The following is a 26,984-nucleotide window of genomic DNA, read 5'->3' on the forward strand; positions in this document are numbered from 1 at the left end:
TTGCCGTGTCTCAGCGGGCCGTGGGGGCCGTCACTTGACCGGCTCGGGCTCCGGGGCGGTCTCGGACTCGGACTCGTCCGTCGGGTCCGCCGGGGTCTTGACGGAGTCCAGCAGGAGCTGGGCGACGTCGACGACCTGGATGGATTCCTTGGCCTTGCCGTCGTTCTTCTTGCCGTTGACCGAGTCGGTCAGCATGACGAGGCAGAAGGGGCAGGCCGTGGAGACGATGTCCGGGTCGAGGGAGAGGGCCTCGTCCACGCGCTCGTTGTTGATGCGCTTGCCGATGCGCTCCTCCATCCACATGCGCGCGCCGCCGGCGCCGCAGCAGAAGCCGCGCTCCTTGTGGCGGTGCATCTCCTCGTTGCGCAGGCCGGGGACCTTGCCGATGATCTCGCGCGGTGGCGTGTAGATCTTGTTGTGGCGGCCCAGGTAGCACGGGTCGTGGTAGGTGATGATGCCTTCGACCGGGGTGACCGGGATCAGCTTGCCCTCGTCCACCAGGTGCTGGAGCAGCTGGGTGTGGTGGATGACCTCGTAGTCGCCGCCGAGCTGCGGGTACTCGTTGCCGAGCGTGTTGAGGCAGTGCGGGCAGGTGGCGACGATCTTCTTCGCCGACTTGGGCTTGCGGGATTCCGCGGTGACCTTGCCGTCGTCGTCCAGCTCCTCGCCGAACGCCGTGTTCAGGGCCATCACGTTCTCCATGCCGAGCTCCTGGAACAGGGGCTCGTTGCCCAGGCGGCGGGCGGAGTCACCGGTGCACTTCTCGTCACCGCCCATGATCGCGAACTTGACGCCCGCGATGTGGAGGAGTTCGGCGAACGCCTTGGTGGTCTTCTTGGCGCGGTCCTCCAGGGCGCCGGCGCAGCCGACCCAGTAGAGGTACTCGACGTCGGTGAGGTCCTCGATGTCCTTGCCGACGACCGGGACCTCGAAGTCGACCTCCTTGGTCCACTCCAGGCGCTGCTTCTTGGCCAGGCCCCAGGGGTTGCCCTTCTTCTCCAGGTTCTTGAGCATCGTGCCCGCCTCGGAGGGGAAGGCCGACTCGATCATGACCTGGTAGCGGCGCATGTCGACGATGTGGTCGACGTGCTCGATGTCCACCGGGCACTGCTCGACGCAGGCGCCGCAGGTGGTGCAGGACCACAGCACGTCCGGGTCGATGACGCCGTTCTCCTCGGCGGTGCCGATCAGCGGGCGCTCGGCCTCGGCCAGCGCGGCGGCCGGCACGCCTGCCAGCTGCTCCTCGGAGGCCTTCTCCTCGCCCTCCGCCGTCTTGCCGCCGCCGGCCAGCAGGTAGGGCGCCTTGGCGTGCGCGTTGTCGCGCAGCGACATGATCAGCAGCTTCGGGGACAGCGGCTTGCCGGTGTTCCAGGCGGGGCACTGCGACTGGCAGCGGCCGCACTCGGTGCAGGTGGAGAAGTCCAGCAGGCCCTTCCAGGAGAACTGCTCGACCTGGGAGACGCCGAAGACGTCGTCCTCGCCGGGGTCGGTGAAGTCGATCGCCTTGCCGCCCGAGGTCATCGGCAGCAGCGCGCCGAGCGCGGTGCCGCCGTCGGCGTTGCGCTTGAACCAGATGTTCGGGAAGGCGAGGAAGCGGTGCCAGGCCACACCCATGTCGGTCTTCAGGGCGACCGTGATCATCCAGATGAACGAGGTCGCGATCTTCAGGGCGGCGAAGAAGTAGGTGAGGTTCTGGAGCGTGCCGACGCTCATGCCCTTGAACCAGGCGACGACCGGATACGAGATGAAGAACGACGCCTCGTAGCTGTCGACGTGGTGCTGGGCGCCCTCCAGGGCGTGCAGCATGAAGATGCAGACGCCGACGATCAGGATGACGGCCTCGACGAAGTACGCCTGGCCGAAGTTCGAGCCGGCGAAGCGGGACTTGCGGCCCGGCTTGTCCGGCCTGCTCAGCTGGCGGATCGCGATCAGCACCAGGATGCCGATCGTGGTCATGGTGCCGACGAACTCGACGAAGATGTTGTACGGCGTCCAGTTGCCGATGATCGGCAGGATCCAGTCCGCCTTGAAGAGCTGGCCGATCGCGTTGACGATCGTCAGCAGCAGGGAGAAGAAGCCCACCGCCACGAACCAGTGCGCCACGCCGATGATGCCCCAGCGGTTCATCCGGGTGTGGCCGAGGAATTCCTTGGCCACCGTGACGGTGCGCTGGGCGGGGTCATTGGTCCTGGTCCCGGCCGGTACGGGCTGGCCGAGACGCATGTAGTTGAAGATCTGGAGGAGGGCGCGGCCGAACAGTGCCACGCCGACCACGATCAGGACCAGCGACACGATGATCGCGGCGAGTTGCATTGGGGCTCCTGAGGGCGGCCTCGAATTGACCGAGCGACATTACTAAGCGGTAACTTATGTAGTCCTCTGAGACTACCCCTATCTTCCTTCGCGCTGCAGGGGAGCGCGGGGTGATATGGGTCGCTGAGGGGTCGCCCATGGTGGCGTGCTGATCACCTCAAGGGCAATCTGATCGTGTTATTCATCCCGAATTGCTACTTTCACCCCTACCTTAGAGCCGTGCTCTACGGGATCGCCGCGGCCTCCGCCGCCCTGCTGCTCACCGCCGTCCTCGCGGCGCTGCTCCGGCTGCCCGCCCTGCGGGCCGGGGTCGTCGACCGGCGCCGAGGACGGCCGCTGCCCCTGCTCGGCGGCCTCGCCGTCGTCACCGTCACCTCGCTGGTCGCCTGGACGGGTGAATGGACCCGGGTCGCCCCTCTGGGTGACGGGGTCGGCGGGCTGCTCCTGGCCGCCGTGGTGGTCGGACTGCTCGGCCTGGTCGCCGACGTCTGGCGGCTGCGCGGCCGGGTGATCGCCGCCGGTACGGCGGTGGCGGCGGCCTGCGTGGTGCCCTACGACGAGACGGGGGTGGCCGGGGGCGCGCTCGCCGTGGCCGGGATCGTCGTCGTCTCGCTCGCCTTCCGCGGACTCGACCACGCGGACGGGCTGGCCGGGACCGTCGGGGTGGTCACCGCCTTCGGGTCCGGTGTCTGCGCCGCCATCGAGGTGATGGACGGGCTCGCCGTCCTGCTCAGCGTGCTCGCCGCCGCTCTCACCGGCTTCCTGATGCACAACTGGTATCCCGCCCGGGTCGGACTCGGCGCCTGCGGCTCGCTGTTCACCGGGTTCCTGCTGTCCTCCGGGGTCGTCTTCACTCGTGCGGGGTACGCGATCGGGCCGAGCGCGGCCGTGCTGTTCTGCCTCGGCGCCGTCGCCCTCGCGGACGCCGCCCTGGTGGTCCTCGTACGGCTGCTCGGGCGCCGGCCGCTGCTGCGGCGCGGCCCGGACCACCTGGTGCACCGGCTGCGGCGGTTCGGGCTCACGCAGCCGGGGGCCGTGGTGGTGCTCGGGATGTGCGCCTTCGCCGCGGTGCTCGCCGGAGTGCTCGTGCACGCCGGGTGGGCGGGGGAGGACCCCGTGCTGTGGGTGGCGGGAGGGGCGGCCGTCCTGGTGCTCGTACTCCTGCGGGCGCCCGTGCGGATTCCGGTCCAGCGCCCCCGTCGTATGGCATCGACGCAGGTCAGCGAGCGGTTGCGTGTAAGGAACGGATAAGACTTGAGTCTGTCTGACTCATGTCTGTTGACCCCAGCGGCCCGCTCGTGCACACTTGAGCCTGTTGCACTCAAGTCAGCTGGAGGAATCAACCATGGCACGTGCGGTCGGCATCGACCTGGGCACGACTAACTCCGTCGTCAGCGTTCTGGAGGGCGGCGAGCCCACCGTCATCACCAACGCCGAGGGTGCCAGGACCACGCCGTCCGTCGTCGCCTTCGCGAAGAACGGTGAGGTGCTGGTCGGCGAGGTCGCCAAGCGCCAGGCGGTCACGAACGTGGACCGGACCATCCGCTCCGTGAAGCGCCACATGGGCACGGACTGGAAGATCGAGCTCGACGGGAAGCAGTTCAACCCGCAGCAGATGAGCGCGTTCATCCTGCAGAAGCTGAAGCGGGACGCCGAGGCGTACCTGGGCGAGAAGGTGACCGACGCGGTCATCACCGTCCCGGCGTACTTCAACGACTCGGAGCGCCAGGCGACGAAGGAGGCCGGCGAGATCGCGGGCCTGAACGTCCTGCGCATCGTCAACGAGCCGACGGCCGCCGCGCTGGCCTACGGCCTCGACAAGGACGACCAGACGATCCTCGTCTTCGACCTCGGCGGCGGCACCTTCGACGTGTCCTTGCTGGAGATCGGCGACGGCGTCGTCGAGGTGAAGGCCACCAACGGTGACAACCACCTCGGTGGTGACGACTGGGACCAGCGTGTCGTCGACTACCTGGTAAAGCAGTTCCAGTCCGGTCACGGCGTGGACCTGTCCAAGGACAAGATGGCCCTCCAGCGCCTCCGCGAGGCCGCCGAGAAGGCCAAGATCGAGCTGTCCTCCTCCACCGAGACCTCGATCAACCTGCCCTACATCACGGCGTCCGCCGAGGGCCCGCTGCACCTGGACGAGAAGCTCACCCGCGCCCAGTTCCAGCAGCTGACCGCCGACCTGCTGGAGCGCTGCAAGACGCCGTTCCACAACGTCATCAAGGACGCCGGCATCTCCATCAACGAGATCGACCACGTCGTCCTCGTCGGTGGCTCCACCCGTATGCCCGCCGTGGCCGAGCTCGTCAAGGAGCTGACCGGCGGCAAGGAGGCCAACAAGGGCGTCAACCCGGACGAGGTCGTCGCCATCGGCGCCTCGCTCCAGGCCGGTGTCCTCAAGGGCGAGGTCAAGGACGTCCTGCTGCTCGACGTCACCCCGCTGTCCCTCGGCATCGAGACCAAGGGCGGCATCATGACCAAGCTGATCGAGCGCAACACCACGATCCCGACCAAGCGCTCGGAGATCTTCACCACGGCCGAGGACAACCAGCCGTCCGTGCAGATCCAGGTCTACCAGGGCGAGCGCGAGATCGCGGCGTACAACAAGAAGCTCGGCATGTTCGAGCTGACCGGTCTGCCGCCGGCGCCCCGCGGCGTCCCGCAGATCGAGGTCTCCTTCGACATCGACGCCAACGGCATCATGCACGTCACGGCGAAGGACCTCGGCACCGGCAAGGAGCAGAAGATGACCGTCACCGGCGGCTCCTCGCTGCCGAAGGACGAGGTCGACCGCATGCGCGAGGAGGCCGAGCGCTACGCGGAGGAGGACCACAAGCGCCGCGAGGCCGCCGAGAGCCGGAACCAGGGCGAGCAGCTCGTCTACCAGACCGAGAAGTTCCTCAAGGACAACGAGGACAAGGTGCCGGGCGAGGTGAAGACCGAGGTGGAGTCCGCCGTCGCCGAGCTGAAGGAGAAGCTCAAGGGCGAGGACACCGCCGAGATCCGCACCGCCACCGAGAAGGTCGCGGCCGTCTCGCAGAAGCTCGGCCAGGCGATGTACGCCGACGCCCAGGGCGCTCAGGCCGCGGGTGCCGGTGACGCGGCCGCCGACGGCCAGGCCAAGGCCGACGACGACGTCGTGGACGCCGAGATCGTGGACGAAGAGCGCAAGGACGGTGCCGCGTGACGGAGGAGACCCCGGGCTTTGACGAGAAGCCCGACGTCCCCTCCGGCGCCACCCCTGACGACGCCGAGTCGAAGGCCGCCCCCAAGGAGGGGGCGGCCCCGGCCGGGGACGCGAACGCAGACGCCGGTCTGGTCGCCCAGCTGGACCAGGTGCGCACCGCCCTGAGCGAGCGCACCGGGGACCTCCAGCGGCTCCAGGCCGAGTACCAGAACTACCGCCGCCGGGTCGAGCGGGACCGGGTCACGGTCAAGGAGGTCGCCGTCGCGAACCTCCTGACCGAGCTGCTGCCCGTGCTCGACGACATCGGCCGCGCGCGGGAACACGGCGAACTGGTCGGCGGCTTCAAGTCGGTGGCCGAGTCGACGGAGACCATCGCGGCCAAGCTGGGCCTCCAGCAGTTCGGCAAGGAGGGCGAGCCCTTCGACCCGACCATCCACGAGGCCCTGATGCACAGCTACGCTCCGGACGTCTCCGAGACGACCTGCGTGGCGATCCTGCAGCCCGGGTACCGCATCGGCGAGCGCACCATCCGCCCCGCGCGGGTGGCCGTGGCCGAGCCGCAGCCGGGCGCGCAGGCCGGGAAGCCGGAGAAGGCGGGCAAGGCCGAGGGTGCCGAGGAGAAGTCCGAGGCGGCCGACGACAAGGAGAACGGTGGCCCGGAGGAGGGCTGACGTAATCACAGCGGACGGGAAGGAGGGACGTCGGGGATGAGCACCAAGGACTTCATCGAGAAGGACTTCTACAAGGTCCTCGGCGTCCCCAAGGACGCCACCGAGGCCGAGATCAAGAAGGCGTACCGGAAGCTCGCGCGTGAGTTCCACCCGGACGCCAACAAGGGCAACGCCAAGGCCGAGGAGCGCTTCAAGGAGATCTCCGAGGCGAACGACGTCCTCGGCGACCCCAAGAAGCGCAAGGAGTACGACGAGGCGCGCGCCCTGTTCGGCAACGGCGGCTTCCGCCCCGGTCCGGGCGCCGGCGGCGGAAACTTCAACTTCGACCTGGGCGACCTCTTCGGAGGCGGCGGCACCGCCCAGAGCGGCGGCTTCGGCGGCGGGCTCGGCGATGTCTTCGGGGGCCTGTTCAACCGGGGCGGCGCGGGCGGGGCGACCCGTACGCAGCCGCGCCGCGGCCAGGACGTGGACACCGAGGTCACCCTCAGCTTCACCGAGGCGATCGAGGGGGCCACGGTGCCGCTGCGGATGACCTCCCAGCAGCCCTGCAAGGCCTGTTCCGGCACCGGCGACAAGAACGGCACGCCCCGGGTGTGCCCGACCTGCGTCGGCACCGGCCAGATCGCCCGGGGCTCGGGCGGCGGCTTCTCCCTGACCGATCCCTGCCCCGACTGCAAGGGCCGCGGTCTGATCGCGGAGAACCCCTGTCCGGACTGCAAGGGCAGCGGACGCGCCAAGTCCTCGCGCACCATGCAGGTCCGCATCCCGGCGGGCGTCACCGACGGGCAGCGGATCCGGCTGCGCGGCAAGGGCGCTCCCGGCGAGCGGGGCGGTCCGGCGGGCGATCTGTACGTGACCGTGCATGTGGGCGAGCACCCGGTGTTCGGCCGCAAGGGCGACAACCTCACGGTGACCGTCCCGGTCACCTTCGCGGAGGCCGCGCTCGGCGGCGAGGTGCGGGTGCCGACTCTCGGCGGCCCGCCGGTCACCCTGAAGCTGCCCCCGGGCACTCCGAACGGCAGGACCATGCGGGCCCGCGGCAAGGGAGCGGTCCGCAAGGACGGCACCCGAGGCGACCTCCTGGTCACCGTCGAGGTGAGTGTCCCGGAGGACCTGTCGGGGAAGGCTCGTGACGCACTGCAGGCGTATCGCGAGGCGACCGCGGGCGAGGACCCGCGGGCGGAGCTGTTCGAGGCCGCGAAGGGAGCTTGAGAGTGATGGAAGGCCGCCGGCGCAATCCGTACGAACTGACCGAGGAGACCCCGGTCTACGTCATCTCGGTGGCGGCCCAGCTCTCCGGACTCCACCCGCAGACGCTGCGCCAGTACGACCGCCTGGGCCTGGTCTCCCCGGACCGCACCGCGGGCCGGGGCCGGCGCTACTCGGCCCGTGACATCGAACTGCTCCGCCAGGTGCAGCAGTTGTCGCAGGACGAGGGCATCAACCTGGCCGGCATCAAGCGCATCATCGAACTGGAGAACCAGGTCGCCGCGCTCCAGTCCCGCGTCGCGGAAATGGAGGCGGCCCTGGACGGGGCGGCGGCCGCCATGCGCCAGCGCGAGGCCGCCGTGCACGCCTCCTACCGGCGGGACCTGGTCCCGTATCAGGAGGTCCAGCAGACCAGCGCGCTGGTCGTGTGGCGGCCCAAGCGGTCCCCGCAGCAGGGCGACTGACCCCCGCACCACCACGTACGGCCAAGGGCCCGCGGACGCATCCCGTCCGCGGGCCCTTCGCCGTCCCTTCGCCGTCCTCGGACCCCGTGCGGCACGGCGGCGGGCACAACCCATTTTTTGCCGCCCCGTGAACTCCCCTTGGATGGACGGTCCGTAAAGAGCGTTTGGAGAGGTTTCCCCATTGCTTTCACAGGTTGGACGGCGCGTAGTGTTGCGTACTCGTTAAGCAAGGCTTCTTGACGCCGACTGTCGGCTCCGCGTTGTCTTTTCAGACACCTGGGTCCTAAAGCAGCACCCACGTCCGAAACACACGTGAAGTGAGCCCTCGTATGCGCCGTATCGCCCTGTCCGTGGCCGCCTCCGCGGCGACCCTCTCGCTGGCCGGATGCGGCGTCCTGAACGCGACGGGGGACAGCACGAGCGCGAGCCCGGCCAAGGGCGACGACCTCACCGTGGGCCTGCTGCTGCCGGAGAAGACCAACTCGCGCTACGACAAGTTCGACTACCCCATCATCAAGAGCAAGGTCTCCGACCTGACCGCGAAGCAGGGCAAGGTCGAGTACGAGAACGCGGACGCGGACGCGGCCAAGCAGTCCGGCCAGATGCAGAAGATGATCGACGACAAGGTCGACGTGATCCTGCTCGACGCCGTCGACTCGCACGCCATCGCGGGCGAGGTGAGGAAGGCCAAGGACGCCGGCATCCCGGTCATCGCCTACGACCGCCTGGCCGAGGGCCCGATCAGCGCGTACATCTCCTTCGACAACGAGCTCGTCGGCGAGGTGCAGGGCCGTTCGCTGCTGGAGGCGCTGGGCAGCGGCGCGAGCACCGCCACGAAGATCGTGATGATGAACGGCTCGCCCACCGACCCGAACGCCAAGCAGTTCAAGGAGGGCGCGCTCTCCGAGCTGAACGGCAAGGTGACCATCGCGGCCAGCTACGACACCACGGACTGGAAGCCGGAGAACGCCCAGGCCAACATGGCGAAGGCGATCAGCCAGATCGGCGCGGGCAACATCGCCGGCGTCTACGCCGCCAACGACGGCATGGCGGGCGGTGTCATCAAGGCCCTGAAGGCCGCGGGTGTCACCAGCCTGCCGCCGGTCACCGGCCAGGACGCCGAGCTGGACGCCGTGCAGCGGGTCGTGGCGGGCGAGCAGTACATGAGCGTCTACAAGTCCTACCCGGACGAGGCCGAGGCCGCCGCGCAGATGGCGGTCTCAAAGGTCCAGGGCAAGGACATCCAGTTCGACGCCCTCACCCAGGACAAGGTGGACAGCCCCACCACCAAGAACATCCCGTCCAAGCTGGTCCAGGTGAGCGCCCTGACGCGCAAGACCATCAAGGACACGGTCGTCGCGGACGGCATCTACACCGTGGGCGACATCTGCACCGCCAAGTTCAAGGCGCGGTGCGACGCGATCGGCCTGAAGTAACCGGCCGGCGGGGTACGGCGGCCGGGCCCCGGGCGGGTGTCCGGGGCCGCCACCAGCTTGTTGCAGTGCGAGGCGCGGAGCCCGGGAGATACCCCCGCAAGGCGGCTGTCAACGGCCGCCGTGCCGCGGGGAGCCGTGTTGCGGACCCGGTCGGCGCCACGCATAGTTGCGCTGCGGAAGTGGCAGCACACCGGGGGTGGAATGCGCGATGGCCGGGCGGAGGGCGGAGCAGCATCCTCACGGTGCCGACCGGCTGTGCGAGGCCGGGGACCGCGTGTACTCACGGGCGGTGCGCCGGGGCCGGGTGCCGCGCGTCGAGGCCGAGGCGGTGCCCTGCCTGCTGGAACTGGCCCTGCTGCACCCGGACCCCGACGACATGGACTGGCTGGTCCCCACCTCCCCGCAGGAGGTCATGACCCGGCTGCTGCGCGGGGTCTACGACGAGGTCAGCGAGAGCCAGCGCCGGGTGGGCTCGGCGGTGGCCGCCTTCGAGTGGTACGCCGGGCTCGGCCGGTTGCGGGCGCTCGCGGCGCCGGCCGGGGGCAGCGCGGTGCGGGTGCTGGACGGGCTGTCCCGGATCCAGGCCGCGATGGACGAGGCGACCGAGGCGTGCACCACCGAGGTGCTCACCGTGCAGCCGGGCGGCATCCGGCGGGAGGCGGAGCTGACCGAGGGCCTGCACCGGGCACTGGCGCTGCGCGGGCGGGGGGTGCGCATGCGGGACCTGTACACGCATGTGGCCCGGCACGGGCAGGGGCTGCTCAACTACCTGGAGCTGATGGGCGACACGGTGGAGGCCCGCACCCTGGACGAGGTCATCGACCGGCTCATCCTCTTCGACCGCACCGTGGCCTTCATCCCGGCGAACGCGGACCGCACCATGGCCCTGGAGCTGCGCCACCCGGCGCTGGTGGAGTACCTGGTGACCGTCTTCGAGCGGCTGTGGCGGCTCGCCATCCCGCTCACCGCGCCGCTGCCGGAGACCGGCATCGAGGGCATCTCGCACCGCGAGCAGTCCATCGCGGCGCTGCTCGCCGAGGGGCATCAGGACGCGGTGATCGCCGAGCGGCTCGGCATCAGCGTGCGGACCTGCCGCGCGCACATCGCGCGCCTCTCGGAGACGCTGGGCGCGGCGAGCCGTACCCAGCTCGGCGTGCGTATCGCCCAGGCGGGCCTGGACGGCAGCGGCAGGGGTCTGCCGGCCGCCCGGGACGCCTCGCGGTGACCTTCCCCCAGAAGGCCCCGTACGGGCCCGCACGGGGCCGGTACGGGCGGCTCACTTGTCCAGGATGCCGGACTGGGCGATGAGATAGCCGAGTTGGGCGCGGCTGCCGCTGCCGAGCGCCTGGGCGAGCCGGGCGATGTGGGCGCGGCAGGTGCGCACGTTCATCCCGAGCCGGCGAGCGATGGCCTCGTCCACATGGCCCTCCACCAGGAGCTTGGCGATGGAGTGCTGGATCTCGGTGATGCCGTCGGGCGCGGTCTCGTACGGGGCGCCCGCGGTCAGCGGGACCGCGCGGTTCCACATGAACTCGAAGACCTTGATGAGGTAGCGGATGAGCCCGGGGTTGCGCAGTTCCAGCGCCACCTGCTGGTCGTCGCGGGTGGGGATGAAGGCGACCGACTCGTCGCAGATGATGAGCCGTTCGACCAGTTCGTCGATGGTGCGGTACTCCACCTTGCCGCTGGTGAGCTGGGCGACGTAGCCGAGATGGCCGAGGTTGTAGCGGGCCGTGTGCTGGTAGAGGGTGCGGATGTGCACGCCCCGTTCCACCAGGGCGGTGTCCCGCTCCAGGCCCTGGGTGATGGTGTGTTCGGTGAAGCGGTTGCTCGGCTGCACGGTGAGCACGGCGGACTGGCACTGGGCGGTGGCCAGGTCGAGGGCGGCGTTGATGCGGTCGCTGCCCTCCAGGACCGTGATCGAGTGGGTCGCGGACCCGGTCCGGGTGCTCAGCGCGAGGAACGGCTCGAACACGTCGGAGAGTTGCACCGCCCAGCGTCGGCGGTCGGCTATCTCCTGTTCGACTGGCGACAGCCGCTGGGCCAGCGCCACCGCCGGCGGCACCGGGCGCAGCCAGTCGGGGTCGTCCGGGTCCGGGTGGAGCAGGGCGAATTCCATCAGGCAGGGAGCCGACGCCACGTCAGCGCGGGAGACGTGTCCGGTACGCAGGGCGTTGGCGTAAAGTCGGCCCCCTTCCTCGCACAGTTCGGTGACCGCATGGGGATGTACCGTGTTGTGCCGATTTGAAGTCAAATCTCCACCCCCCAGGGTCCTGAACATGCAGGAACATGATGCACTGATTGTGTGGTCATGATGTGCCTGAATGAGCCATCGTCTTATCCGACGGGGGAAGAAGGGGACCTTCAAGTGAGGACGAAGTCGACCATGGGCAAGAAGATGATTCGCTCGGTGCTGGTCGCCACCTTCTCCGCCGTTGTGGCCCTTGGAGTGCTGAGTGGCCCCTTCGGTGCGAAGAGCGACACTCGCGCGGACACCAGGTGGCCCGCGGTGGCCACGTTCGACGCGAAGACCGATGTGCGCGCCGACACCCGGTGGCCCTCGGACACCCGGTGGCCCTCGGCGCCCGCGCCCGCGGTGACCACGACGACGGTGGACACGGCAGACGGTTCAGGGAGCTGATGTGACCACGCCACCCGACGACCGCTCCTTCCGCCGTGAGATGGCCACCGCCTACCGCTCCGGCTGGCACTTCATCGACCTGGTGACCGCGATCCCCCACCCGGGGGACTCGCTGATGGTGACCGTCTTCGGCGAGCCGGTCGTCGTCACGCGCGACGACGAGGAGGACGTCCGGGCCTACCGGTGCCTGCGCAAGCCGCGTGGGGCGCCCAAGCCGGTGCGGTGTGCCATACGGTACGGAATGATCTTTGTGAACCTGGACCAGCGGGATCACCGGCTCACCGAGCCGGTGGAGTCCGACCTGAGAACAATCTCGGCCACCCCCCGCAGTGCCTGACGCGATTCCCCCGTCGTAAAAGATCGCTCAGGCGCTTCCCCCCGCAGCGGCGTCACCGTGACCTGAACACGGTGACGCCGCTGTTGTTCGTGCCGACATTTCGGGGTATGCCCCGTCTTCCACAGTGGCCGAATCGAATCGAACGCGGCCGCCGTGGAGTCACTGGTCCTCCACATCCCTTTCACCCTCGCCCCAGCCCCCTCTCCAGTGAGATCTCGATCACCACGCGGGTCGGGTTCGGCCGGGGGGCGTGCCCGTAGCGCTCGGCGTAGCGGCGCTCCGCGTCCCTGATCCGCTCCGGGTCCGCGGACAGCCGTGCCCGCCCCTCCAGCGTGGCCCAGCGGCGCCCGTCGACCTGGCAGACGGCTGCGCGGGCGCCGTCCGGGCCGGCCGCGCGGACGTGGGCCGCCTTCGCGCTGCCGCCGTCGCAGATCACCCGGGCGAGACGCGCCTCGGGGTCGTACGTCACCCCGACCGGCACGACGTGCGGGCTGCCGTCCGGCCGGACGGTGGTCAGTGTGCACAGGTGCCGCTCGCGCCAGAAGCCGAGGTACGCGTCGTCCGGGGAACCCGGATCCACGGAGTGTTTCGCCATGCCCGGAAACCTAGCCGTAGAGCGGTGCGCGAGCAGCCTTGAGTGGAATAGACTCAACTTTATGTACGCTGGTTAAGTCAGCAGAGGATGTGGGGGCACGTCTGAGGGTGCGCCCGCCCCTGCCCCGCGGGAACGTCGGGAACGTCGGGTCGTGAAGGTACGTCGAGGAGGAGAACGCGAAGGTGGACGCCGAGCTGACCAACAAGAGCCGGGACGCGATCAACGCGGCCAGCAACCGGGCCGTGACCGAGGGGCACCCGGACCTGACCCCCGCGCATCTGCTGCTGGCGCTGCTTGCGGGGCAGGACAACGAGAACATCACCGACCTGCTCGCCGCCGTCGAGGCCGACCAGGCCGCCGTGCGCGCCGGCGCGGAGAAGCTCCTCGCCGGGCTGCCCAGTGTGGCCGGCTCCACCGTGGCGCCCCCGCAGCCGAGCCGGGACCTGCTGGCCGTGCTCGCGGACGCGGGCGAGCGGGCGAAGGACCTCGGCGACGAGTACCTGTCGACCGAACACCTGCTGATCGGCATCGCCGCCAAGGGCGGGGCCGCCGGTGAGCTGCTGAGGCGGCAGGGCGCCGAGGCGAAGAAGCTGCTGGAGGCCTTCAGGAAGGCCAGGGGAGGACGCCGCGTGACCACCGCCGACCCGGAGGGCCAGTACAAGGCCCTGGAGAAGTTCGGCACCGACTTCACCGCCGCCGCCCGCGAGGGCCGGCTCGACCCGGTCATCGGACGGGACCAGGAGATCCGGCGGGTCGTGCAGGTGCTGAGCCGTCGCACGAAGAACAACCCGGTCCTCATCGGAGAGCCGGGCGTCGGCAAGACCGCCGTCGTGGAGGGGCTCGCCCAGCGGATCGTCAAGGGCGACGTGCCCGAGTCGCTGAAGGACAAGCGCCTGGTCGCGCTGGACCTCGGCGCGATGGTCGCCGGTGCCAAGTACCGCGGCGAGTTCGAGGAACGCCTCAAGGCCGTCCTCGCCGAGATCAAGGACTCCGACGGGCAGATCATCACCTTCATCGACGAGCTGCACACCGTCGTCGGCGCGGGCGCGGGCGGCGACTCCGCGATGGACGCCGGCAACATGCTCAAGCCCATGCTCGCCCGCGGTGAGCTGCGCATGGTCGGCGCCACCACGCTGGACGAGTACCGGGAGCGGATCGAGAAGGACCCCGCCCTTGAGCGGCGCTTCCAGCAGGTGCTGGTCGCCGAGCCCACCGTCGAGGACACCATCGCGATCCTGCGCGGCCTCAAGGGCCGGTACGAGGCCCACCACAAGGTGCAGATCGCGGACAGCGCACTGGTCGCCGCGGCCACCCTCTCCGACCGCTACATCACCTCCCGCTTCCTGCCGGACAAGGCCATCGACCTGGTGGACGAGGCGGCCTCCCGGCTGCGCATGGAGATCGACTCCTCGCCGGTGGAGATCGACGAACTCCAGCGCTCCGTCGACCGGCTGAAGATGGAGGAGCTGGCGATCGGCAAGGAGACCGACCCCGCCTCGCTGGCCCGTCTGGAGAAGCTGCGCCGCGACCTCGCCGACAGGGAGGAGGAGCTGCGGGGCCTGACCGCCCGCTGGGAGAAGGAGAAGCAGTCCCTCAACCGGGTCGGCGAACTCAAGGAGCGGCTGGACGACCTGCGCGGCCAGGCCGAACGCGCCCAGCGCGACGGCGACTTCGACAAGGCCGCCGAGCTGCTCTACGGCGAGATCCCGCAGCTGGAGAAGGAGCTGGAGGCCGCCTCCGAGGCCGAGGAGGAGGCCGCCCGGGACACCATGGTCAAGGACGAGGTCGGCGCCGACGACATCGCCGACGTCGTCGGTGCCTGGACCGGCATCCCGGCCGGCCGGCTGCTGGAGGGCGAGACCCAGAAGCTGCTGCGCATGGAGGACGAGCTGGGCAGGCGGCTCATCGGCCAGGGCGAGGCCGTGCGCGCCGTCAGCGACGCGGTACGGCGCTCCCGGGCCGGCATCGCCGACCCCGACCGGCCCACCGGATCGTTCCTCTTCCTCGGCCCGACCGGCGTCGGGAAGACCGAACTCGCCAAGGCGCTCGCGGACTTCCTCTTCGACGACGAGCGGGCCATGGTCCGCATCGACATGTCGGAGTACGGCGAGAAGCACAGCGTGGCCCGGCTGGTCGGCGCGCCCCCCGGGTACGTGGGCTACGAGGAGGGCGGCCAGCTGACCGAGGCGGTGCGCAGGCGCCCGTACACCGTGGTGCTCCTGGACGAGGTGGAGAAGGCCCACCCGGAGGTCTTCGACGTCCTGCTCCAGGTGCTGGACGACGGCCGCCTGACGGACGGGCAGGGCCGTACGGTCGACTTCCGCAACACCATCCTGGTGCTCACCTCCAACCTGGGCAGCCAGTTCCTGGTCGACCCGGTCGCGAGCGAGGAGCAGAAGAAGGAGCAGGTGCTGGAGGTCGTACGGGCGTCCTTCAAGCCCGAGTTCCTCAACCGCCTGGACGACCTCGTGGTGTTCTCCGCGCTGATTAAGCCCGAGCTGGAGCGGATCGCGGGGCTCCAGATCGAGCGGCTGGGCAGGCGGCTCGCCGAGCGCCGGCTCACCCTGGACGTCACGCCCGAGGCGCTGTCCTGGCTCGCGGAGGAGGGGATGGACCCGGCGTACGGCGCCCGGCCGCTGCGCCGCCTGGTGCAGACCGCCATCGGTGACCGGCTCGCCCGGGAGATCCTGTCTGGCGAGATCCAGGACGGCGACACGGTCCGTGTGGACCGCTTCGGCGAGGGCCTGCTGGTGGGGCCGGCGACGGGCAAGACGCTGTAACCCGCGTGGGCGCGCCCGAGCCGGACCGTCCTCCTCCGGCTCGGGCCGCCCCCATGGCCTCGGCCTGTTCCGAAAGGTCGGTGTGTTCCGGCCGCTCGGGCTTGCCACCCCCCTCCCCGCATGGGGGAGGATGGCGGCATCCGTACGAAGGGAAAATCACGGTGAGCATCGACCCGTCCTCGATTCCGAACTTCGGGGGCCAGCCCGAGCCGCAGCCCCAGGGACCGGGCGGCCCCGTCCTCCCGGACCAGGACCTCGTGAAGCAGCTCCTGGAGCAGATGGAGCTGAAGTACGTCATCGACGAGGAGGGCGACCTCGCGGCGCCCTGGGAGCAGTTCCGCACCTACTTCATGTTCCGCGGGGAGGACGAGCACGCGGTCTTCTCGGTGCGGACCTTCTACGACCGCCCGCACCAGATCGAGGACAAGGCCCAGCTCCTCGAGTCGGTCGACGACTGGAACCGCCGCACCCTGTGGCCCAAGGTCTACACCCACACCCACGACGACGGCACGGTCCGCCTCATCGGCGAGGCCCAGATGCTGATCGGCACCGGGGTCGACCTCAACCACTTCGTCTCCTCCACGGTCAGCTGGGTGCGCGCCGCGATCGAGTTCGACAAGTGGCTGGTCGAGCAGCTGGGCCTGGAGCAGGAGGCCGACGGCGCGGAGAAGCCGCAGGACGGCGAGGCCGACTCCGGCGAGTGACCGGCCCGGACCGCTACAGCGGCGCGTTCCCCAGCACCAGCAGGTACGCGCCGTAGAGGTACGACAGCCCGGCCAGGGCCGCGACCACCACGGCCGCGTGCCAGGGCCGGGCTCTCGCCGTGCGGACCAGCGCGCGGGCCGGCGGCAGCAGCAGCGGGAAGGCCGGCAGCAGGAAGCGCGGCTTGGACTCGAAGATGCCCGACCCGCCGAGCACGACCAGCAGCAGCACCCCGCTGTAGACCAGCAGTGGCAGCGGCGGCCGGTCGAGCAGCAGCAGCACGAACAGCACCACTCCCACGGCCACCACCATCAGCGCCACGGGGAACACCACCCGGCCACCGTGCAGCAGCAGGGTGCGCACGAAGCGCAGCGAGCCGCGCCCGAGGTCGAACCGCGAGCCCCAGCGCGCCTGGACGTCGAAATAGCCGCCCAGCGGATCGCCCCGGCGACGGCCCACCCACAGCAGGAACGCGGTCCAGCCCAGCGGGGCGAGCGCCGCGCCCGTCCACAGTCTGTGGGAAACCCGGCCGCGCCGCCGCCACACCTCGCAGCCGGCCGCGGCGAGCACGGCGGCCGCCACCGCGAAGCCGTTCGGACGGGCGAGCCCCGCGAGCGCCGCCAGGCTTCCCGCCCACAGCCAGCGCCCGGTCAGCACCGCGTACAGCGACCAGGCAGCGCACGCGGCGAGCACCGGCTCGGTGTAGGCCATCGACAGCACCACCGAGTGCGGCAGCAGCCCCCACAGCAGCACCAGCGCGGTCCCCACGGGCCGCCCGTACAGCAGTGTCCCGACCGCGTACAGGCCCGCCGCGGCCACCAGCGCCGCCGACCAGGACACCAGCAGCCCGGCCGCGCCCCCGCCCAGCGTGCTCACCTCGCTCACCGCCCGCACCAGCGCCGGGTACAGCGGGAAGAACGCCAGGTCGCTGTAGCCGTGCCGGCCCAGGGCATGGCCGTACCCGTGCGCCGCGATGCCCAGGTACCAGACCGAGTCCCAGGAGCGGCCCAGCAGGCCCAGGACCGGCCGGCCCGTGGCCTCGGCGAGCAGGGCGAGGACGACGACACCGGCGAGCCGCGCGCCGAGGAACAGTCCTACGGCCGCGCCGCTCGCCTTGAGCAGGGAGGCGCGGGCGCGTTCCCCGGGCGCGGGTTCGGGCGCGGTGACGGGCGGGACGAGAACGGTGCCTGCATGGGTCACAGTTCCGCACTGTGCAGGTATCCGCCCCCGGACGCGAGCGGGGCGCGGCCGACCGGTGGCCGGCCGTCCCTCACATGGCCCGCAGGCGCTCCGCCGCCTCGCGCAGCACGTCCGCGCGCTTGCAGAACGCGAACCGCACGAACGGGGCGCCCGCCTCGCGGTCGTCGTAGAAGACCGCGTTGGGGATGGCCACGACACCGGCGCGTTCGGGCAGGGCCCGGCAGAAGGCGAAGCCGTCCTTCTCGCCGAGGGGGCGGATGTCGGTGGTGACGAAGTAGGTGCCCGCCGGCCTGAACACCTCGAAGCCCGCCGCCGTGAGCCCCGCCGACAGGATGTCCCGGCGCTCCCGCATCGAGTTCCGGAAGTCGTCGTAGTAGGACTCGGGCAGGGCGAGGGCCTCGGCCACCGCGTACTGGAAGGGGCCCGAGGAGACGTAGGTGAGGAACTGCTTGGCCGCGCGGACCGCGCTGACCAGGGCGGGCGCGGCCGTCACCCAGCCGACCTTCCAGCCGGTGAACGAGAACGTCTTGCCGGCCGAGCCGATGGTCACCGTGCGCTCGCGCATACCCGGGAAGGCGGCGAGGGGGAGGTGCTCGGCGTCGTCGAACACCAGGTGCTCGTACACCTCGTCCGTCACCACCAGCAGGTCCCGCTCCACCGCCAGCTCGGCGATCGCGGCCAGTTCGGCGCGGGTGAGGACGGTCCCGGTGGGGTTGTGCGGGGTGTTGACCAGCAGCAGGCGGGTGCGGTCGGTGACGGCGGCGCGCAGTTCGTCCAGGTCGAGCCGGAAGCTGCCCTCGTGCGGGCGCAGGGTCACCGGCACCCGGCGGCCGCCCGCCAGCGCGATGCTCGCCGCGTAGGAGTCGTAGTACGGCTCCAGGGCCACCACCTCGTCGCCCGGCTCCAGCAGCGCGAGCAGCGCGGCAGCGATGGCCTCGGTGGCGCCCGCCGTCACCAGCACCTCGGTGTCGGGGTCGTACGACAGCCCGTACCGGCGCAGCTGGTGCGCGGCGATCGCGGTGCGCAGCTCGGGGACGCCGGGGCCCGGCGGGTACTGGTTGCCGCGCCCGTCGCGCAGCGCCCGTACGGCGGCCTCCCTGATCTCCTCGGGGCCGTCGGTGTCGGGGAAGCCCTGGCCCAGGTTGATCGACCCGGTGGCCACGGCGAGGGCGGACATCTCCGCGAAGATCGTGGTACCGAACTCGGCGAGCCTGCGGTTGAGGAGGGGGCGCGCGGTGGAGGTCATGGCGGCCATCCTGCGCCCAAGCTCTGGAGTTCCTCAACTCCGCTTTGGCGTCCGTTCCGGGCGGGCATCCCAGGGGCACCGCGCGCGGCGCGGGAGGGGACGAGGCGCCCACGGGGGGTGGCTTCGGGGGACCGGAAGAGGGTGGCGCCATGGATCCGTTCGTCGTCGGGCTGGTGGGAGTGTTCGTCCTGTTCGTCGTCATCGCGCGGGTGTCCGGCGGGGGCGGGCGGGGCGGCGGCAAGGGCAGGACCGGGGGCCGGGGCGGGGCGGCCGGCACCGCGGGCGGCAGCTGGTGGGCCGGGGACTCCGGCTCCTCGTCCGGCGGCCACCACGGGCATCACGGGCATCACGGGAGCCACGGGGGCCACCACGGCGGGCACTCTTGCGGCGGCGGCCACTCCTCCTGCGGGGGGCACTCCTCCTGTGGCGGCGGGTCGTCCTGCGGGGGCGGGTCGTCCTGCGGTGGTGGCGGTGGCTGCGGGAGCAGCTGAGGCGGGGGAGCGGGCCGAGGCGAACGGGGCCGGCGGCGGCCGCCGGGACGAGGGGGGCGGGCCTCGGCGTCCGCGCCCGGCGCGCGCGCCGTGGTGGAACAGTTGAGCTGTGAGCCCCCCGAGGGATGGAAAGCCCCCGAAGTTGGGTAAAAACGCTGTGGCAGGGCCTCTGTTCATGATTCCCTCTAAAACGCCAATACAGCCAACGCAGCCCCCAGGACGTCTCGCGGACGCCTCGTACCGGCCGGGCCGGCTGGGCTGACACGGCCAACTCCCTCATTTGCGTGTTAGCGGAGCCTGCCCATGCTCACGACCCTGAACACCAGTTACAGCGATACGCGCGCTGCCGACCTCGCCTGGGCCCTGGGACGCGAAGCGCTTCCCGCCCTGGCCACCCTCGACCTCGAACTGACCGGTGCGAAACTCCAGTTGAGACTGCTCGGCGCTTCCCACCAGGTCCTCCTGGAGGAGGAGCGCGGCCTGTGCTCCGAGACCGTGGCCTGCCTCCCCGGCTCCAGCACACCGCTGCCGCTGGGCGTCGCCAAGCGCGTCGGCGACTGGGAGTACGAGTTCGCGGCGCGCGTCGAGATGCTCACCCCGGGCTCCTTCGAGGGCCGCGCCCAGGAGTTGCTCGCCCTCGTCTCCGAGCACCCGCACGGACTCGCCGGCGTCTTCCCGGGCAGCCCGCACGCGTTCACCGCGATGCTGGCCCAGCGGCACGAGGACCATGTGCACTGGCGCACCTGGCACGCCTACCCGCAGGACGGCCAACTCGTCGCCACCCGGACCCGGGTGGGGGCGCGGGCGAGCGGCGGCCGGCGGGAACGGGGCGCCCGCGCCGCGTAGCGCGGGGGTGTCCGCCGCATAAACCCGGACGGGGTCGGACGGCCCCAGATCCACACGTGTGGGTGACGAAGCGTGCCCTTCATGTGACGTAACGTCGCAGCGTGATCGAACCGCACGCCCCCGCGCCCCCGGGCGCCCCGCCCTCCCGGACCGGCCCCGCCGGGCTGCCCGTCCGGCCCGGCACCGGGCGGTTCCTGGTCCTCGCGTGCGTCTTCGTCTGCGCGGCCTGCGGACTCGTGTACGAACTCGAACTCGTCGCCTTCACCTCGTACTTGATAGGCGACACGGTCACCCAGGCGTCCGTCGTGCTGTCCGTGATGGTGTTCGCGATGGGCATCGGCTCCCTCGGCGCCAAACGGCTGCGCCGGCACACCGCCCTCGGCTTCGGCGCGGTCGAGACCCTGCTCGCCCTGGTCGGCGGGTGCAGCGCGATGGCCCTGTACGCCGTGTTCGCCTGGACCGCCGGCTGGGGCGGGCTGTGGGCCGAGGGCCCGCGCTGCCTGCTGGTCGCCTTCTCGCTCGCCATCGGCCTGCTCATCGGCGCCGAGATCCCGCTGCTGATGGAGCTGATCCAGCGCATCCGCCGGCAGGACGCGCCCACAGCCGTGGCCGACCTGTTCGCCGCGGACTACGTCGGCGCCCTCGTCGGCGGCCTCGCCTTCCCGTTCGTGCTCCTGCCGTTCTTCGGGCAGTTGACCGGCGCGCTGCTCACCGGCACGGTCAACCTGCTCGCGGGCGGCGCCCTCGTCCTCGGCCTCTTCCGGCGCGACCTGACCCGCCGAGCCCGCTGGACCCTGCTCCTCGCCGGCCTCACCGTCCTCGGCGTCCTCGCCTCGGCCGCCGTCCTCTCCACCGACTTCGAACGCGCCGCGCGCCGGGCGGTGTACGGCACGGACGTCCGGGTCGCCGTGCGGAGCGGGGTGCAGGAGGTCGTCCTCGCGGGCGGCACCGACGGCCGTCCCCTCGACCTCTACCTCGACGGCCGGCTGAGCGTCGACGGCCAGGACGCCCGCCGCTACCACGAGGCCCTGGTCCGTCCCGCCCTCGCCGGACCGCACGCCCGCGTCCTGATCCTCGGCGGCGGCGACGGCCTCGCCGCGCGCGAGGTGCTGCGCGACCGGGGGGTGCGCCGCGTCGACATCGTCGAACTCGACCCCGTGCTCGCCCGGTTGGCCCGTAGCGACCCCGGCCTCGCCGCCGCCAACGGCCATGTCTACGCCGACCCCCGCGTCCACCTCGTCACCGCCGACGCCCTCGGCTGGCTGCGCACCGCGCCGGGCGCCTCGTACGACGTCGTGATCGCCGACCTCCCCGACGCCGGCATCACCGCCGGCACCAAGCTGTACTCCCAGGAGTTCTACGGCCTCACCCGGCGGGTGCTCGCCCCCGGCGGGCGCCTCGCCGTGCACGCCGGTTCCGTCACCACCCGCCCCCGCGTCTTCTGGACGGTCGCCGCCACCCTGCGCGCGGCCGGACTCGCCGCCACCCCCTACCGGGTGCCCGGCCGGGACCCCGGCCGCCCGGCGGGCGCGCCCGGGACCCCGCGGGACTGGGGCTTCCTGCTCGCCGCCCCCGGCCGCGCCGCCCCGCCGCTGCGCCTGGACCCGGCGGTCCCCGCCGCCACCCTCACCCCGGCCGCCCTCGCGGCGGACCGGCGGGCGGCCGAGCGCACGAGGATCGAGGGGCTGCCCGCCTCCACCCTGATCCACCCGCGGTACTGAGGGTGCGCCCGCGCAGGTGCCGGTTCCGGCGAGGGTACGATCCGCCCGCTCCTGGGTAGGCTCAGCCGACATGGAGCACCAGGTCTTCGTCCCGGTCCCGGCCGACCGTCTCGCCGCGGCACTCGCCGACCCCGCGCGCGTCGCCGGGGCCGTCCCCGGGCTTCAGCAGGACGCCGGCGCCCCACCCGTGGCGGGCCGGCTCAAGCTGCGTGTCGGCGGACACTCCGTCACCTATCGGGGCACCGCACGGGTGCTCGCCCGGGAGGACGGCACCTATGCCGTCGAGGGCGACGCCACCGAGTCACGCGGCACCGGCGCGGTCAAGCTCGCCCTCACCCTGCGTCTCGCGGACACCGAGGGCGGTACGGCGGTCACCGTCGAGGGCGGCGCGGACGCCTCCGGCAGGATCGCGGAGCTTCCCGCGGACACGGTCTCCGCGGCGGCGACCAGGCTGCTGACCCGCTTCCTGGAGGGGCTGGGGGAGCGGTCGCGGGAGCCCGGGGCGGAGGCGGAGGCGCCGCGGGCCGGGCGCGCGTCCGTTTTCGACACCGAGATTCCGCCATCCTCGCTCGACCCCGACGCGGACGACGCGGACGACGCGCAGGAGACGGCCGAGGACGCGGAGGAGACGGCCGAGGACGGGAAGGAGACGGCCGAGGACGGGGAGGGGCCCGCGGACGACTTCACCGACACCGGCGTCCCGCCCGCCGAGGCGGCCCACGCCCGCCGCACGATGATCGGCCGCAGCGCCGAGGAGGTCGATCACGCCCCGCCGCGCGGCCGTTATGCCCCGGTACCGCCCCCGCAGGCCGTTTCCGCGAACCAGGCGCTCAAGTGGGCGGCTCCGGCGGCGGCGTTGGCGGTGGCGTCGGCCATCGTGGTGGGACGGGCGCTTCGCAGGCGCCGTTGAGGCGTCCGGCTCGTGCGGCCTTCGCCGATTCCGGTCCCGCCCGCGGGGTGGAGCCGCATATCAGTCACGGCACGCGGCCTTCGGGGCGCTGTCCCAGTACTGTCGTCCCGTGAGTAACGAAGACATCACGCTGACCGCGGGCGACGCGGAGGTGATCGTGCGGCCCGGGAGCGGCGGCCGCATCGGTGGACTGAGGATCGGCGGTACGGAACTGCTGCGGCAGGGCGACCGTTTCGGCTGCTTCCCGATGGTGCCCTGGGCCGGCCGCGTCCGCGACGGCCGTTTCCTGGACGGCGGCGTCGTCCGGCAGATGCCCCTCAACTCCCCGCCGCACGCCATCCACGGCACCGCCCGCGACGGCGCCTGGCGCACCGCGCGGGTCACCGAGCACGAGGCGGTGATCACGCACGAGCTGACCGACCCCTGGCCGCACCCCGGCCGCGTCACCCAGATCGCGGCGCTCGCCGAGGACAGCCTGACGCTGTCGATGGCCGTGGAGACGTACGACGACTCGTTCCCGGCGCAGATCGGCTGGCACCCCTGGTTCCACCGCACCCTCGACGGCGTGGACGTGGCCCTGGACTTCGCGCCCGCCTGGCAGGAGGAGCGCGGCGCCGACCACCTGCCCACCGGCAACCGCGTCGAGGTGAGGCCGGGCCCGTGGGACGACTGCTTCGGGATGCCCGGCGGCGTCGACGTCACCCTCACCTGGCCGGGGCGGCTGGAGCTGAGGGTGACCAGCCGCGAGGAGTGGGTGGTGGTCTACGACGAGCAGGCCGAGGCCGTGTGCGTGGAGCCCCAGACCGGGCCGCCCAACGGACTGAACACCAGCCCGCGCCTGGTCACGCCCCTGGAGCCGCTGGAGGCGACCACGACCTGGAGCTGGCGGCGCCTTTAAGCTGGGCGGCATGACGGACGTACGCGCTGAGCTGCTTCAGCAGATCAAGGACAAGGCCGTGGTGCACGGCAAGGTGACCCTCTCCTCGGGTCTGGAGGCCGACTACTACGTCGACCTGCGCCGCGTCACCCTGGACGGCGAGGCCGCGCCGCTGGTCGGCCAGGTGCTGCTGGACCTCACCGAGGACCTGGAGTTCGACGCGGTGGGCGGGCTCACGATGGGCGCCGACCCGGTCGCGGCCGCCATGCTGCACGCCGCGGCCGCGCGCGGGCGCCGGCTGGACGCCTTCGTGGTCCGCAAGGCGGCCAAGGCGCACGGGATGCAGCGCAGGGTCGAGGGCCCGGAGATCAAGGGCCGCCGGGTCCTGGTGGTCGAGGACACCTCCACCACCGGCGGGTCCCCGCTGACCGCCGTGGAGGCCGTGCGCGAGGCCGGTGCCGAGGTCGTCGCCGTCGCGACCATCGTGGACCGGGCGACCGGCGCCGCCGAGAAGATCGAGGCCGGCGCGGGGGTGCCGTACCGTTTCGCCTTCTCGAAGGATGAACTGGGTCTGGACTGACACGCCCCTTTGACCTGGACTTGGGGGGCGTCGTGCGACGCCCCCCGTCTGGAAGGATGGGGGGCCGACGACGACGTCACCCACCAGGTCTAGGTCAGGGCCGTACGCAGAACCCACCCGCAACACAAGGAGCGGACAGATGCCCATCGCAACTCCCGAGGTCTACGCCGAGATGCTCGACCGGGCGAAGGCAGGCAAGTTCGCCTACCCGGCCATCAACGTCACCTCCAGCCAGACCCTGCACGCGGCGCTGCGCGGCTTCGCGGAGGCGGAGAGCGACGGCATCGTCCAGATCTCGACCGGTGGCGCCGAGTTCCTCGGCGGCCAGTACAGCAAGGACATGGTGACCGGCGCGGTCGCGCTCGCCGAGTTCGCGCACATCGTCGCGGAGAAGTACCCGGTCAACATCGCGCTGCACACCGACCACTGCCCGAAGGACAAGCTCGACGGGTACGTCCGTCCGCTGATCGCCCTGTCCAAGAAGCGCGTCGAGGCCGGTCTCACCCCGCTGTTCCAGTCGCACATGTGGGACGGCTCCGCCGAGACCCTCGCGGACAACCTGGAGATCGCCCAGGAGCTGCTGGAGCAGGCCCGCGCCGCCAGGATCATCCTGGAGGTGGAGATCACTCCGACCGGCGGTGAGGAGGACGGCGTCTCGCACGAGATCAACGACTCCCTGTACACCACGGTCGACGACGCGATCCGTACGGCGGAGGCGCTCGGCCTCGGCGAGAAGGGCCGCTACCTGCTGGCCGCCTCCTTCGGCAACGTGCACGGTGTGTACAAGCCGGGCAACGTCGTGCTCCGCCCCGAGCTGCTGAAGGAGCTGAACGAGGGCGTGGCCGCGCGGTTCGGCAAGGAGTCCCCGTTCGACTTCGTCTTCCACGGCGGCTCCGGCTCCAGCGAGGAGGAGATCCGGACCGCGCTGGAGAACGGCGTGGTGAAGATGAACCTGGACACCGACACCCAGTACGCCTTCACCCGCCCCGTCGCCGGCCACATGTTCGCCAACTACGACGGAGTCCTGAAGGTCGACGGCGAGGTCGGCGACAAGAAGTCCTACGACCCGCGCACCTGGGGCAAGCTCGCCGAGGCGGGCATGGCCGCGCGCGTCGTGGAGGCCACGCAGAACCTGCGCTCCGCGGGCAACAGGATCAAGTAGGCGCTCTGACGCCGTCCGCGCCGGGTCCGGCGGCCGTCGCCCCGACGCCGCCGGGCCCGGCGTACCGCCGCGTCCGGGCGTACCACCGGGCCGCGCCGGTTATACCTGGGGCATGCCCGAAGTCCGGCTCGGCACGCCCCGGGGTACCTGGATCCTGCTCACCACGGTGCTCGGCTCCAGCATGGCCATGCTGGACTCGACCGTCGTCAATGTGGCGCTGCCCCGCATCGGCCGCGATCTGAACGCGAGCCTCGGCGCCCTTCAGTGGACCGTGAACGCGTACATGGTCACGCTGGCCGGGCTGATCCTGCTCGGCGGCTCCCTCGGTGACCGCTACGGCCGCCGGCGGATCTTCGTGCTCGGGGTGGTCTGGTTCGCCACCGCCTCCCTGCTGTGCGGCATCGCGCCCGACTCCGCGCTGCTGATCGCGGCGCGCGCCCTCCAGGGCGTCGGCGGGGCGCTGCTCACCCCCGGCTCGCTCGCGCTGATCCAGGCGTCCTTCCACCCCGACGACCGCAGCCGGGCCGTCGGCCTGTGGTCCGGGTTCGGCGGGATCGGCGCGGCGGTCGGCCCCTTCCTGGGGGGCTGGCTGGTCTCCGGGCCCGGCTGGCGCTGGGTGTTCCTGCTCAATGTGCCGCTCGCCCTGCTGTGCGTGCCGGTGGCCATGCGGCATGTCCCGGAGTCGGCGGACGAGGGCGCGCACGGCCGTTTCGACGTCCTCGGCGCGGTGCTGGGCGCGCTGTCGCTGGCGCTGCTGACGTACGCGCTCATCGAGGCGCGGGGCGGCACGGCGAGGGTGGTGGTGAGCGCGGTGCTCGGCCTCGCAGCCGCGGCCGCGTTCGTGTACGTCGAGCGGCACCGGCCCGACCCCATGCTGCCGCCGGACGTCTTCGCCTCACGGCAGTTCACGGCGGTCAACCTGGTCACGCTGTGCGTGTACGCGGCCTTCGGCGGCTTCTTCTTCCTCACCGCGCTCCAGCTGCAGGTGGCGGTCGGCTGGTCGCCGCTGGCCGCGGGGACGGCGCTGCTGCCGACCACCGTGCTGATGCTGCTGTTCTCCTCCTCGTCGGGCGCGCTGTCCGACCGCACGGGCCCGCGGCTGCCGCTCACCGTCGGTCCGCTGCTGTGCGCGGCCGGGATGCTGCTGATGCTGCGCGTGGGGCCCGGGGCGAGCTATCCGGCCGACGTCCTTCCCGCGCTGCTGGTCATGGGGGCCGGCATGGTCACCCTCGTCGCCCCCCTCACCGCCACGGTCCTCGCCTCCGTCGACACCGCCCGCGCGGGCGTCGCCAGCGGCATCAACAACGCGGCGGCACGGGCGGCGGGCCTGGTGGCGGTGGCGGCGCTGCCGCTGCTGGCCGGGATGGGGGCGGACGCGTACCGTTCCGCGTCGGCCTTCGACGCCTCGTTCGACCGGGCGATGCCGATCTGCGCGGGGGTGCTGGTGCTGGGCGCGGTTCTCGCGTTCTTCCTGGTCACAGGGCGCCCGACGCCAGGATGCCGGCATCCCGAGCGGCACACGCACTGCTCGCTCACGGCGCCTCCGCTGGAGGGCGAGCGCGGCGGTCCCTGATCCGGGGGACAGGCCCGAGCTGCCCCGGGGGGTTCTG

General features: G+C 71.5%; 24 protein-coding genes. 19 read left to right on the forward strand and 5 right to left on the reverse strand.

Annotated elements, in window-relative coordinates; all coding sequences use genetic code 11:
* Window positions 1–30: 30 nt before the first annotated feature.
* Window positions 31–2,313, reverse strand: a complete 2,283-nt coding sequence (locus VT52_RS08420) for a (Fe-S)-binding protein (RefSeq protein ID WP_046417596.1) — start codon at window positions 2,311–2,313, stop codon at window positions 31–33.
* A gap of 219 nt (window positions 2,314–2,532) precedes the next feature.
* On the opposite strand from VT52_RS08420, the gene VT52_RS08425 reads away from it, so the two are divergent.
* The 7 genes from VT52_RS08425 (at window position 2,533) to VT52_RS08455 (ending at window position 10,511) form a co-directional block, all read left to right on the forward strand.
* On the forward strand, window positions 2,533–3,564 hold the full coding sequence (locus VT52_RS08425; protein WP_046417593.1) for an MraY family glycosyltransferase: 1,032 nt from the start codon (window positions 2,533–2,535) through the stop codon (window positions 3,562–3,564).
* A gap of 94 nt (window positions 3,565–3,658) precedes the next feature.
* Complete coding sequence (dnaK, locus tag VT52_RS08430; RefSeq protein ID WP_046417591.1) at window positions 3,659–5,506, forward strand: molecular chaperone DnaK; 1,848 nt, start codon at window positions 3,659–3,661, stop codon at window positions 5,504–5,506.
* A complete protein-coding gene (grpE, locus tag VT52_RS08435) occupies window positions 5,503–6,177 on the forward strand; it encodes a nucleotide exchange factor GrpE (protein ID WP_046417589.1) in 675 nt (224 codons plus the stop codon). The genes dnaK and grpE overlap by 4 nt, the downstream gene beginning before the upstream one ends.
* Window positions 6,178–6,213: 36 nt before the next feature.
* Window positions 6,214–7,389, forward strand: coding sequence for a molecular chaperone DnaJ (dnaJ, locus tag VT52_RS08440; protein WP_046417587.1), 1,176 nt, complete (start codon window positions 6,214–6,216; stop codon window positions 7,387–7,389).
* Window positions 7,390–7,394: 5 nt separating this feature from the next.
* Complete coding sequence (locus VT52_RS08445) at window positions 7,395–7,850, forward strand: heat shock protein transcriptional repressor HspR (protein WP_046417762.1); 456 nt, start codon at window positions 7,395–7,397, stop codon at window positions 7,848–7,850.
* A 329-nt stretch (window positions 7,851–8,179) separates the two neighbouring features.
* Window positions 8,180–9,286: a sugar ABC transporter substrate-binding protein gene (locus VT52_RS08450; RefSeq protein WP_046417584.1), complete on the forward strand. Its 1,107-nt coding sequence runs from the start codon at window positions 8,180–8,182 to the stop codon at window positions 9,284–9,286.
* A 208-nt stretch (window positions 9,287–9,494) separates the two neighbouring features.
* The gene (locus VT52_RS08455) at window positions 9,495–10,511 is read left to right on the forward strand and encodes a helix-turn-helix transcriptional regulator (RefSeq protein ID WP_046417582.1); all 1,017 of its coding nucleotides are present in this window, start codon (window positions 9,495–9,497) and stop codon (window positions 10,509–10,511) included.
* 51 nt (window positions 10,512–10,562) lie between these two features.
* On the opposite strand, the gene VT52_RS08460 is transcribed toward VT52_RS08455, so the two are convergent.
* Window positions 10,563–11,567, reverse strand: a complete 1,005-nt coding sequence (locus VT52_RS08460) for a helix-turn-helix transcriptional regulator (RefSeq protein WP_079174922.1) — start codon at window positions 11,565–11,567, stop codon at window positions 10,563–10,565.
* A gap of 87 nt (window positions 11,568–11,654) precedes the next feature.
* Between VT52_RS08460 and VT52_RS35410 the strand changes: the two genes are divergently transcribed.
* Both VT52_RS35410 and VT52_RS08470 read left to right on the forward strand, forming a co-directional pair.
* Entirely contained in the window at window positions 11,655–11,927 is a 273-nt protein-coding gene (locus VT52_RS35410) for a hypothetical protein (RefSeq protein WP_240509685.1), read from the forward strand.
* A gap of 1 nt (window position 11,928) precedes the next feature.
* Entirely contained in the window at window positions 11,929–12,264 is a 336-nt protein-coding gene (locus VT52_RS08470) for a Rieske (2Fe-2S) protein (RefSeq protein WP_046417577.1), read from the forward strand.
* 181 nt (window positions 12,265–12,445) lie between these two features.
* On the opposite strand, the gene VT52_RS08475 is transcribed toward VT52_RS08470, so the two are convergent.
* The gene (locus VT52_RS08475; protein ID WP_046417575.1) at window positions 12,446–12,859 is read right to left on the reverse strand and encodes a pyridoxamine 5'-phosphate oxidase family protein; all 414 of its coding nucleotides are present in this window, start codon (window positions 12,857–12,859) and stop codon (window positions 12,446–12,448) included.
* A gap of 182 nt (window positions 12,860–13,041) precedes the next feature.
* Between VT52_RS08475 and clpB the strand changes: the two genes are divergently transcribed.
* Both clpB and VT52_RS08485 read left to right on the forward strand, forming a co-directional pair.
* Complete coding sequence (gene clpB / locus VT52_RS08480) at window positions 13,042–15,639, forward strand: ATP-dependent chaperone ClpB (RefSeq protein WP_046417573.1); 2,598 nt, start codon at window positions 13,042–13,044, stop codon at window positions 15,637–15,639.
* Between the two features lie 161 nt (window positions 15,640–15,800).
* A complete protein-coding gene (locus VT52_RS08485) occupies window positions 15,801–16,343 on the forward strand; it encodes a type III secretion system chaperone family protein (protein WP_046417572.1) in 543 nt (180 codons plus the stop codon).
* A gap of 13 nt (window positions 16,344–16,356) precedes the next feature.
* On the opposite strand, the gene VT52_RS08490 is transcribed toward VT52_RS08485, so the two are convergent.
* On the reverse strand, window positions 16,357–17,541 hold the full coding sequence (locus tag VT52_RS08490) for a glycosyltransferase family protein (protein ID WP_046417571.1): 1,185 nt from the start codon (window positions 17,539–17,541) through the stop codon (window positions 16,357–16,359).
* Window positions 17,542–17,611: 70 nt separating this feature from the next.
* Window positions 17,612–18,796 (reverse strand): pyridoxal phosphate-dependent aminotransferase, encoded by a 1,185-nt coding sequence (locus tag VT52_RS08495; RefSeq protein ID WP_046417570.1) that lies wholly within the window; start codon window positions 18,794–18,796, stop codon window positions 17,612–17,614.
* Window positions 18,797–18,936: 140 nt separating this feature from the next.
* Here VT52_RS08495 and VT52_RS37520 point away from each other — a divergent pair, with 140 nt between their 5' ends.
* The 8 genes from VT52_RS37520 to VT52_RS08530 all read left to right on the forward strand — a co-directional run bounded on the left by VT52_RS37520 (window position 18,937) and on the right by VT52_RS08530 (window position 26,947).
* Window positions 18,937–19,278 carry a hypothetical protein gene (locus VT52_RS37520; RefSeq protein WP_143070855.1) on the forward strand — a complete coding sequence of 114 codons (342 nt, stop codon included), beginning with the start codon at window positions 18,937–18,939 and terminating at the stop codon, window positions 19,276–19,278.
* Between the two features lie 303 nt (window positions 19,279–19,581).
* The gene (locus VT52_RS08500; RefSeq protein WP_046417568.1) at window positions 19,582–20,124 is read left to right on the forward strand and encodes a DUF2617 family protein; all 543 of its coding nucleotides are present in this window, start codon (window positions 19,582–19,584) and stop codon (window positions 20,122–20,124) included.
* Window positions 20,125–20,225: 101 nt separating this feature from the next.
* Complete coding sequence (locus tag VT52_RS08505; RefSeq protein ID WP_046417567.1) at window positions 20,226–21,845, forward strand: polyamine aminopropyltransferase; 1,620 nt, start codon at window positions 20,226–20,228, stop codon at window positions 21,843–21,845.
* 70 nt (window positions 21,846–21,915) lie between these two features.
* Window positions 21,916–22,755, forward strand: coding sequence for an SRPBCC family protein (locus VT52_RS08510; protein WP_046417566.1), 840 nt, complete (start codon window positions 21,916–21,918; stop codon window positions 22,753–22,755).
* 109 nt (window positions 22,756–22,864) lie between these two features.
* Window positions 22,865–23,653, forward strand: coding sequence for an aldose epimerase family protein (locus tag VT52_RS08515; protein WP_046417563.1), 789 nt, complete (start codon window positions 22,865–22,867; stop codon window positions 23,651–23,653).
* Between the two features lie 10 nt (window positions 23,654–23,663).
* Entirely contained in the window at window positions 23,664–24,212 is a 549-nt protein-coding gene (gene pyrE, locus VT52_RS08520) for an orotate phosphoribosyltransferase (protein ID WP_046417561.1), read from the forward strand.
* A gap of 139 nt (window positions 24,213–24,351) precedes the next feature.
* Window positions 24,352–25,374 carry a class II fructose-bisphosphate aldolase gene (fbaA, locus tag VT52_RS08525; RefSeq protein ID WP_046417559.1) on the forward strand — a complete coding sequence of 341 codons (1,023 nt, stop codon included), beginning with the start codon at window positions 24,352–24,354 and terminating at the stop codon, window positions 25,372–25,374.
* Window positions 25,375–25,486: 112 nt separating this feature from the next.
* Window positions 25,487–26,947: an MFS transporter gene (locus VT52_RS08530; RefSeq protein ID WP_046417557.1), complete on the forward strand. Its 1,461-nt coding sequence runs from the start codon at window positions 25,487–25,489 to the stop codon at window positions 26,945–26,947.
* Window positions 26,948–26,984: the final 37 nt, after the last annotated feature.

The organism is Streptomyces malaysiense, assembly GCF_000980885.2.
Lineage (GTDB): Bacteria > Actinomycetota > Actinomycetes > Streptomycetales > Streptomycetaceae > Streptomyces > Streptomyces malaysiense.